Below are 9,230 nucleotides of genomic sequence, written 5' to 3'. Positions count from 1 at the left end.
AATAAAAATACTGCTTAAAACCAAATAGAATTCTACCTTTTATTCTTTAACATTGCTTGAAAATTAATTATGATTTAGTTTTTAAGAGATAAATTTTTTCACCCTTGCTACCACAAGGCTATCAAGCTACCTTGCAGTCAAAAATATTCATAAATAAGCTATTTATGAAAATCTTATTAATATTTTTACATTAAAATAAGGGCTTATCCATCTCTTTTGGTATCTCTAATCCCATAAGCTTTAAAATACTAGGAGCAATGTTGCTAAGCCCACCATCTTGCACTTTTTCTACCTTTGGTGCATCTATAAAGCACCAAACTTCTCCTATGGTATGATTGGTTAGAATCTCCCCTTTAGAATTTTTCATCTCTTCACAATTCCCATGATCACTTGTAAGCACAAAAGCATAATCTAGCTCTTTTGCTTTTTCCCAAATACGCCCTATTTGTATATCCACTGCTTCTACTGCTTTAATAGCAGCCTCTAGCACTCCTGTATGCCCTACCATATCCCCATTTGCAAAATTAACCACAATAAAATCATATTCTGCCTCCATTGCTGCCATTACCTCATCGCATACTTCTTTGGCACTCATCTGTGGCGCTAAATCATAGGTTTTTACCTTAGGAGAAGGGATTAAAGAGCGACTTTCATTAATATAAGGCTCTTCCTTTCCTCCATTAAAGAAAAAGGTTACATGTGCATATTTTTCAGTTTCTGCGGTATGGAATTGTCTAAGATGATGATTCGAAATCACTTCTGCAAGTGTATTTTTAATAAGTTCTTTAGGGAAAAGTATAGGAAAATTAAAAGTCTTATCATATTCACACATTGTAACTAAAGGTATATGCACATAATTTTGTCTTTTAAATTCATTAAACTCCTGCATTCCCAAAGCTCTTACAATCTCTCTTGCTCTATCGCTTCTAAAATTTGCAAAAATAAATCCATCTCCCTTTTTTATCCCCTCATATTCAAAAGAAGCAGGGATTAAAAACTCATCATAAATCTCATTTTCATATTGCTTTTTTACATAATCTTGCGGGCTTATTGTCTGCAAATTACCCCCACAAGCTATTGCCTTATAAGCTTCTTCCACCCTCTCCCAGCGGTTATCCCTATCCATTGCGTAAAATCTTCCACTAAGGGTTGCGATCTTTATATTCTTTCCTTGAATCTTTTCTAAAATCTGCTCCAAAAAACCTCCAAAACTACTTGGCAACACATCTCTTCCATCGCTAATTAGATGCAAAATAACTTCTTTTTTATCCGCATATCCAATAGCTAAAGCCAAAATATGATCTAAATGCGAATGCACCCCGCCATCACTTGCTAATCCTGCAATATGGATTCTTCTGCAATCTTCAAGGCTATTTAGCGCAGGATTTTCCATAAGCTCATTTTTACTAATAGCTTGATTGATTTTTACCAAATCTTGATAGAGGATTCTCCCGCTCCCTAGGCACATATGCCCTACTTCAGAATTTCCCATTTGCCCTTGTGGCAAGCCAACAGACATTCCATAAGTTTTAATCATTCCATAAGGAACTTCTTTAAACAATCTCTCATAAGTGGGTTTTTTAGCCTTTTTAAAAGCATTAAACTCCTCTTCCTTGCTCTCTCCTATTCCATCTGTGATTATTAAAATGCTCTTCATCTTCTTTTCCGTATTTTAAAGTTATTTTATGATAGAATCCTACCCAATTTTTTATAATTTTTTTCATGGGTTTTACAAAATGCTTTATTATTTGTATTCTTTTTTTGAGATTAATATCTTTCAATACATCACAGTTAGGGCTGCTATCGCATTTTTTGGTGCATTTTTACTCACTTGGTTTTTTATGCCAAAATATATTCTATGGGCAAAAAAACAAAATGCCAATCAACCCATTTCAAAATTTGCTCCCAAAAACCACCAACAAAAATCTAACACCCCCACAATGGGCGGTATTGTATTTATTCTCTCCACTCTCATAGCCTCTTTAATCTGTGCTAAACTCAACAATGCCTATGTAATTTTTGGTTTGCTAAGCATCGTATTTTTTTGCCTTATAGGAATCCAAGATGACTTTTCAAAAGTGATGCGTAAAAAAAATGCTGGAATGAGTGCAAAAACAAAATTTACCTTGCAAATCTTAAGTGCTTTTATTCTTTCCTTAGGGCTTTATTTAATCGGTTTTGAAGGCTCTTTTTACCTACCTTTTATGAAGAATGAACTATGGAATTTTGGAGTTTTTAGCATTCTTTTTTGGATTTTAGTTTTTGTAGCTACTAGCAATGCAGTAAATCTAACCGATGGCTTAGATGGACTTGTAGCAATCCCTTCAATTTATGCTATTACAACTTTAGGGATTTTTGTATATATTGCAGGGCATTCTGGGCTTAGCAATTATCTTTTATGGCCTAAAATTATTGGTAGTGGAGAAGTAGCAATCCTTAGCGCTTCTTTGGTAGGCTCTTTAGTAGGCTTTTTATGGTATAACTGCCACCCCGCACAAGTTTTTATGGGAGATAGTGGAAGCTTGGCACTTGGTGGCTTTATCGCTTATAGTGCGATTATCTCTAAAAATGAAATTTTACTTTTTATTATCGGTTTTGTGTTTGTCCTAGAGGCACTTTCTGTGATTTTACAAATAGGAAGCTATAAAACTAGAGGCAAAAAGCTTTTCTTAATGGCTCCTTTGCACCACCACTTTGAAGAAAAAGGATTAAGCGAATCTAAAATTATTGTGCGATTTTGGATTGTAGCTTTAATGAGTAATTTAATAGCACTTTTAACTCTAAAAATTCGCTAAAAAAGAGGAAATATGAATATTTTATTAGGTTATGGAATTACAAATAAAGAAATTGCAAAAAAATTTGCTCCTTGTGTAATTTTTGATGATAGTTTTAAAACTAAAAGCAAGGATGAATTTAACAACCTCCTATATCCTGCAAACTTGCTTTCACAATTCCTAAAAGAGCACAAAGTTTCTACAATCATCACAAGCCCGGGAATCCCTCCTTATAATCCCATGATAGCACAAAGCAACCCTATAAGCGAATATGATTTTTTTGCTTCTTGTATGCCTTATAGCATTTTTATTAGCGGAACAAATGGTAAAACTACCACCACACAGATTTTAGGACATCTTTTAGAAAAGTTTGGTGCAGTGTGTGGGGGAAATATCGGCACACCTCTTGCAGCATTGCCACAAAATGCTAAAATTTGGATACTAGAAACAAGCTCTTTTACACTCCATTATACAAAAATCGCTAAGCCAAACCTTTATCTTTTGCTTCCTATTAGCGAAGATCATATTAGTTGGCATGGAAGCTTTGAAGCTTATAAAGAAGCAAAGCTAAAACCCCTTTTATCTATGCAAGATAAAGAAGTAGCAATCCTCCCTGCTTCTTTAAAAAACCACCCTTTTTGCAAAAAAAGCCTTGCAACTCTTATTTTTTATAAAGATTCTAAAGATTTGGCAGAAACTTTTAAGATTGATTTAGAAAAAATAAATTTCAAAGAACCCTTTTTGCTAGATAGCCTCCTAGCTTTAAGTGCAACAAAAATACTTTTAAACACACTAGATTATGCACTTTTAAATTCTTTTAAAATAGGCAAACACCGCTTAGAAGAATTTAAAGATAAAGAAAATAGGCTTTATGTAGATGATAGTAAAGGCACAAATGTAGATGCCACACTAGAAGCCTTAAAACGCTATAAAGATTTTAGAATCTTACTCATTTTAGGCGGAGATGACAAAGGGGCAAACCTAGAGCCTTTATTTCACTTAGCCAAAGATTTAAATATAAAAATCTTTGCCATTGGCACAAATACAAAAAAAATTACCTCTTTGGCACTAAGATTTAATATAGAATGCAAACCTTGCTACACCCTAGAAAATGCAATGCCTCTTTTAAAAGAAGAGCATAATCTACAAAGTGTTGCCTTGCTCTCTCCTGCTGCTGCAAGCCTAGATCAGTTTAGCTCTTACAAACAAAGGGGGGAACTCTTTGTAAAGCTCGCACTCAAACCTTAATTTATGCCCCCCCTAGCTTTAGCTAACTAAAATCTAGCGGATCTACATCAATCACGCAAGGATAATCCACAAATTCTCTTAATGCCTTATTTAGCACACTCACACTAGAAGATCGCACAAAAATCACATATCTATATTTATTAGAAATTTTTTCAATGGGAGCTTTACCATATCCTACAATCTCTATTTCTTTACATTCTAAATCTTTTAATGCCCTTTGCATATTTTCTTGTGCTATTTTTTCATTTGTGCTAGAAAAATGCAAAAGTGCTAGACGCATAAAGGGTGGATAAAGCCCTATTTTATAAGTAATCTCGTCTTCTAAAAACCTCTCATAATCCCCTAAAATTGGCATAAAAAACTCTTTATTTAAAGTTTGTATCAAAACCTCTCCATCTTCCTTTCTTCCACTTCTCCCTGCAATTTGAAAAAGCAAAGAAGTAGCTCTCTCCCTAGCTCTAAAATCAGCTCCTTTTAAAAGATAATCAATCCCCAAAACAACACTTAAAGCCACATTATGATAATCATGTCCTTTTGAGAGCATTTGTGTGCCAACTAAAATATCAATCTCGCCCTTATTAAAGGCATCTAATGTATTTTTTAACTTTTTTTGGGTTGTAATGCTATCTCTATCAAAGCCACAAATCTTAGCTTCTTTTAAATGTTCTTGTAGCTCTAATATCAACTCTTGCGTCCCCATTCTAAAGCTCCCTAGTTCGCCACCACATTTTTGACAAGATTGCATAATCCTTGTTGCAAAATTGCAATAATGGCATTTTAGGGCATTACTTTTTTTATGCAAGCTTAAAGTAACACTACAATTTGGGCATTCCATACTGCTTCCACATTTTTTACAAAGAAGATATTTAAAATTCGCCCTTGTAGGCAAAAAAACAACTGCTTGTTTTTTACTCTCTAAATTCTTCCTTAACTTCTCTAAAATATTAAAACTAAAATCCCCCATACTCTCTTCAAAAATAAATTTCCTTTTAGTCGCATAAAAACCACCCTTTAACCTAAAAAGTCTTCCTTCATTTTTGGCTTTATAATAACTATTTAAGCTAGGCGTTGCACTCCCTAAAATCACTCTAGCACCTATTTTATTCCCATAATAAAGCGCCACATCTCTTGCATGATAATTTGGGCTTTGAGAAGATTTATACGCATCATCATGTTCTTCATCTACGATAATAAGCCCCACTTCTTCTAAAGGCAAGAAAAGTGCTGATCTAGCCCCTGAGATAATTCTTATCTTACCCTCTTTTAACTTTTCTAAAATTTCATTTTTTCTTTTAGCAGTAATCTTAGAATGCCAAAACGCCAAAATATCCCCAAAAACTTCCCCTAACCTTTTTTCCATTTGAGGGGTTAAAGAGATTTCAGGCAATAAAAAAATAATATTTTTGCCCTCTTTTAGGGTTTCTTGCATTAAATGCATATAAATTTCTGTCTTTCCACTCCCAGTATCGCCAAACAAAAGCGCACTTTTTTGACTTTTTAAAAACAAAAAAGCCTCTTTCTGCTTTGCATTAAGAGGTTTTAAAGCAATTTCTTTTGCTTCCAAAGTTGCTTTTTTAGCATTCATAGAACTTGGCACAAAGAGCGCATAGGAAAGATTTAAAGAAGTGCAATAATAACTTGCTATAAATTCTGCTAGTTTTAACTGATGGGGTAAAAAATACTCCTCACTTTCTTCTAGATTCTTGCATTCATAAGTTGGTTTTTCTACTTCTTTTAACACAACTCCTTGATAATTTTTATTTTTGATAGAGATTTTTACAATTCTACCTTTTTGAAGAAAATTTTGAGCTTTATAAGTTAAAAGTGGGGAATTTAGCCCCAAAGGGGCGATTAGATAATAATGCAAGATAAGAGCTTAATCGTGTGGATTTTGGGCTTTGTAATCTGTGATTTTCTCACTCGCTTCTTTTAAAACACTCTCTAGTTTTGTGTTTTCCTCGCTACATTCTAAAAACTCTTTTAATAAATCTAATGGATTAATCGTATTATTTACATCCATAAGTTTTTGTATGCGAAGAAGCGTGGCATTAGAAATCTTATCCTTTGGAATATCAAAAAAACGCCCCATAATAGAAATACGCAATGTATCCATTAGCGTCCAAGAACATTTTGAATTTTACCTAAAACTCCCTCTAGTTCTTTTTCTTTTGAGGAAATTTCATCATATAAAGAGCTAATTTCGGTATTTTTGGCTTCATTTTCAGCTTTTAAAAGAACGATTTGTTGGCGTAGTTGTTGATTTTCTTCACGCATTTTTTGCAACTCTGCTACAAGCTCATCAATGCCTGCTAAAAGCCTATTTGAAATGTTTTGTGTTTCTTCCATCTTTACAAATCCTTATTTTATTTAGAATATTTTGCATAATTTTAGCATTATTTTCATAAATTTGTTAAAATTTCTTTCACTATTTTTAAAGTTTCACAAGGAATTTTATGCAAAAACTAATTTTAAGCTCTCCTTATAAACCCGCAGGAGATCAACCACAAGCTATCAAAACCCTAAGCAACTTCATAAAAGAAGGCAACCAATACCAAACCCTAATCGGCGTAACAGGCAGTGGAAAGACTTATAGTATGGCCCATATCATTCAAGAATTACAAATGCCAACCCTCATTATGAGCCACAACAAAACTCTATGTGCACAACTTTATAGTGAATTTAAAGGCTTTTTTCCTAAAAATCATGTGGAATACTTTATTTCTCACTTTGATTATTATCAGCCAGAAGCCTACATACCAAGACAAGATTTATTCATAGAAAAAGATTCTAGCATTAATGATGAGCTAGAACGCCTTAGACTTTCAGCCACCACTTCGCTTTTGGCTTATGATGATAGCATTGTGATTGCTTCAGTTTCAGCAAATTATGGTTTAGGTAATCCAAAAGAATATTTAGAAATGATTGAAAAATTTGAAGTGGGAGTAAATTATGTGCAAAAACCCTTACTTTTAAGGCTTGTAAGTATGGGCTACAAAAGAAATGATAATTTTTTTGATAGGGGAGATTTTAGGGTAAATGGCGAAGTGATTGATATCTTTCCAGCTTATAGTGAAGAAGAAATTATCCGCTTAGAATTTTTTGGCGATGAGTTAGAGAGTATCCAAATTTTAGATTCCATTGAGAAAAAACCTCTTAAAAAATTAGATTCTTTTGTGCTTTATGCTGCAAATCCTTTCATCGTAGGAGAAGAACGCCTTAAAAGTGCAATTAAAAGCATTGAAGAAGAACTACACCAAAGACTAGCCTTTTTTAAAAGTGAAGGCAAAATGGTAGAATATGAACGCTTAAAAAGTCGCACAGAATTTGATTTAGAGATGATAAGTGCCACTGGAATCTGCAAAGGAATTGAAAATTATGCTAGACACCTAACAGGTAAAAAACCCGGTGAAACCCCCTATTCTTTGCTGGATTATTTTGCACAAAAAAACAAGCCTTATTTACTCATCGTAGATGAATCGCATGTGAGTTTGCCACAATTTCGTGGAATGTATGCAGGAGATAGAAGCAGAAAAGAAGTGCTTGTAGAATATGGCTTTAGGCTTCCAAGTGCCTTGGATAACCGCCCTTTGCAGTTTGAAGAGTTTATCCACAAAGCCCCCCATTTTCTTTTTGTTTCAGCTACTCCTGCGCCCCTAGAGCTAGAACTTAGCGCCCCCCATACAGCCGAACAGCTAATCCGCCCAACAGGACTTTTGGATCCTATCTATGAGGTGCTAGATTGTGATAAACAAGTGGAGATTCTCTATGATAGAGCAAAAGAGGTTATTGCAAGAGGAGAGAAAATCCTAGTAACTGCACTTACTAAAAAAATGGCAGAGGAACTTACACGCTATTATAGTGATTTAGGATTAAGGGTGCGTTATATGCACTCTGAAATTGATGCAATTGAACGCAATCAAATTATCCGTGCATTAAGAGCAGGAGAATTTGATATTTTAGTGGGGATTAATCTTTTGCGTGAGGGACTTGATTTACCTGAAGTTTCCCTTGTAGCAATTTTAGATGCGGATAAAGAAGGATTTTTAAGGAGCGAAACAAGCCTTATTCAAACCATGGGAAGAGCTGCCAGAAATGTAAATGGGAGGGTTTTACTCTTTGCTAAAAAAATCACCCCCTCTATGCAAAAAGCAATGGAGGTAACCGACTATAGACGCAAAAAACAAGAGGAATTTAACAAACTTCACAACATCACTCCACAAGGTGTTAAGCGAAAACTAGATGAAGATTTAAAAAATCAAGATTTAGGAATGCTCTATGAAAAAGCCAAGAAAAAAGAGAAAATGCCAAAAATTGAAAGAGAAAAGCTCACAAAAGAACTCACAAAACAAATGCATGAAGCGGCTAAAAGACTTGATTTTGAAGAAGCAGCAAGACTAAGAGATGAGATTTTAAAATTTAAAAATATGTAAATACATTTTCTTAAAGCAAAGTTTATCATCATAGAAAAACAAAGTTTTAAATGGAATCCCTTACAAGTTTAAATCAATAACAAAACCAAAAGAAGCCAAATAACTTCTTGTGACTTTTTATGAATAAAACTCTTAAAACTAATAAACTACAAGAGGGTTCTAAATGGGAGAAAGAACCCTTATATAGTTTATTTATACTTTTTGTGATTCAAAACAAACCTAAAGTATTTCTTTTTAATCTTTCTATTCTCCTAAACTCTTTATTCAAAAGTAATTCTCTTAGGCGAGAGTGGGAGCCCTCGATTTTACAAGTAAAATTCCCAATCGCCACGAGAATTCTTTTACAATAAAGAGCACCTTTCCTTTGCCCTTACAAAACCACTTCCTTTTGTCATTGCGAGGCACATTGTGCCGAAGCAATCTAAAAAGTTTGCCAAAGAATCTAAATTATTTCTTTTTATTCTTTTAATCAACAAACTTACACTTTTACTTTATACAAAAAGCAATTTTGTTCGTGGCGGTGGGCGCCCTTGCTTTTATTAATAAAAGCTTACCCAAGCCACTCTCAAAATACTTTTTATATAAAGTCTTGTTATTCACTTTGTCATTGCGAGGCACATTGTGCCGAAGCATACAAGTCAAGCTATCCACAAACGAAGTGTAGTGCAAATCTAAAGAGCAACCCTTAAAGGTAAAACATTTAGACTGCCACGATGTTTTACAACCTCTCGCAGTGACAGATAGCAAACTTTTATTAAACCACCACACAAATGCTTTG

At 34.1% G+C, this 9,230-nt stretch carries 8 protein-coding genes; 3 read left to right on the top strand and 5 right to left on the bottom strand.

All coding sequences use genetic code 11. The features are described from left to right. Nucleotides 1–190: 190 nt before the first annotated feature. Complete coding sequence (gene gpmI, locus EBF09_RS08835; protein WP_121764737.1) at nt 191–1,657, bottom strand: 2,3-bisphosphoglycerate-independent phosphoglycerate mutase; 1,467 nt, start codon at nt 1,655–1,657, stop codon at nt 191–193. A 79-nt stretch (nt 1,658–1,736) separates the two neighbouring features. Here gpmI and mraY point away from each other — a divergent pair, with 79 nt between their 5' ends. Then, a complete protein-coding gene (gene mraY / locus EBF09_RS08830; protein ID WP_121764738.1) occupies nt 1,737–2,795 on the top strand; it encodes a phospho-N-acetylmuramoyl-pentapeptide-transferase in 1,059 nt (352 codons plus the stop codon). 12 nt (nt 2,796–2,807) lie between these two features. Beyond that, complete coding sequence (gene murD, locus EBF09_RS08825) at nt 2,808–4,022, top strand: UDP-N-acetylmuramoyl-L-alanine--D-glutamate ligase (protein ID WP_121764736.1); 1,215 nt, start codon at nt 2,808–2,810, stop codon at nt 4,020–4,022. 22 nt (nt 4,023–4,044) lie between these two features. On the opposite strand, the gene EBF09_RS08820 is transcribed toward murD, so the two are convergent. Genes EBF09_RS08820 through EBF09_RS08810 form a run of 3 tightly spaced genes read right to left on the bottom strand, consistent with a single transcriptional unit; the run spans nt 4,045 to nt 6,368 of the window. Continuing rightward, complete coding sequence (locus tag EBF09_RS08820; protein ID WP_121764735.1) at nt 4,045–5,889, bottom strand: primosomal protein N'; 1,845 nt, start codon at nt 5,887–5,889, stop codon at nt 4,045–4,047. A gap of 9 nt (nt 5,890–5,898) precedes the next feature. After that, entirely contained in the window at nt 5,899–6,135 is a 237-nt protein-coding gene (locus EBF09_RS08815; RefSeq protein WP_121764734.1) for a hypothetical protein, read from the bottom strand. Beyond that, nucleotides 6,135–6,368 (bottom strand): hypothetical protein, encoded by a 234-nt coding sequence (locus EBF09_RS08810; RefSeq protein WP_111229631.1) that lies wholly within the window; start codon nt 6,366–6,368, stop codon nt 6,135–6,137. The genes EBF09_RS08815 and EBF09_RS08810 overlap by 1 nt, the downstream gene beginning before the upstream one ends. 107 nt (nt 6,369–6,475) lie before the next feature. Here EBF09_RS08810 and uvrB point away from each other — a divergent pair, with 107 nt between their 5' ends. Next, nucleotides 6,476–8,452 carry an excinuclease ABC subunit UvrB gene (gene uvrB, locus EBF09_RS08805; RefSeq protein WP_121764733.1) on the top strand — a complete coding sequence of 659 codons (1,977 nt, stop codon included), beginning with the start codon at nt 6,476–6,478 and terminating at the stop codon, nt 8,450–8,452. Between the two features lie 486 nt (nt 8,453–8,938). Here uvrB and EBF09_RS09405 read toward each other — a convergent pair. Next, nucleotides 8,939–9,230 (bottom strand): hypothetical protein (locus EBF09_RS09405; RefSeq protein WP_232817715.1); only part of this gene is annotated, 292 nt, incomplete at its 5' end.

The sequence above is a fragment of the Helicobacter burdigaliensis genome (genome assembly GCF_003670295.1).
GTDB classification, from domain to species: Bacteria; Campylobacterota; Campylobacteria; order Campylobacterales; family Helicobacteraceae; genus Helicobacter_D; species Helicobacter_D burdigaliensis.
Note: the sequence above shows the minus strand (reverse complement) of the source record. Positions and strands in the feature narration are given on the sequence as shown.

Bases quoted from the DNA above. Each gene is read 5' to 3' on its own strand.
- EBF09_RS08815 (WP_121764734.1), bottom strand. From the start codon at position 6,135: ATGGATACATTGCGTATTTCTATTATGGGGCGTTTTTTTGATATTCCA.
- murD (WP_121764736.1), top strand. From the start codon at position 2,808: ATGAATATTTTATTAGGTTATGGAATTACAAATAAAGAAATTGCAAAA.
- mraY (WP_121764738.1), top strand. From the start codon at position 1,737: ATGCTTTATTATTTGTATTCTTTTTTTGAGATTAATATCTTTCAATAC.
- gpmI (WP_121764737.1), bottom strand. From the start codon at position 1,657: ATGAAGAGCATTTTAATAATCACAGATGGAATAGGAGAGAGCAAGGAA.
- uvrB (WP_121764733.1), top strand. From the start codon at position 6,476: ATGCAAAAACTAATTTTAAGCTCTCCTTATAAACCCGCAGGAGATCAA.
- EBF09_RS08810 (WP_111229631.1), bottom strand. From the start codon at position 6,368: ATGGAAGAAACACAAAACATTTCAAATAGGCTTTTAGCAGGCATTGAT.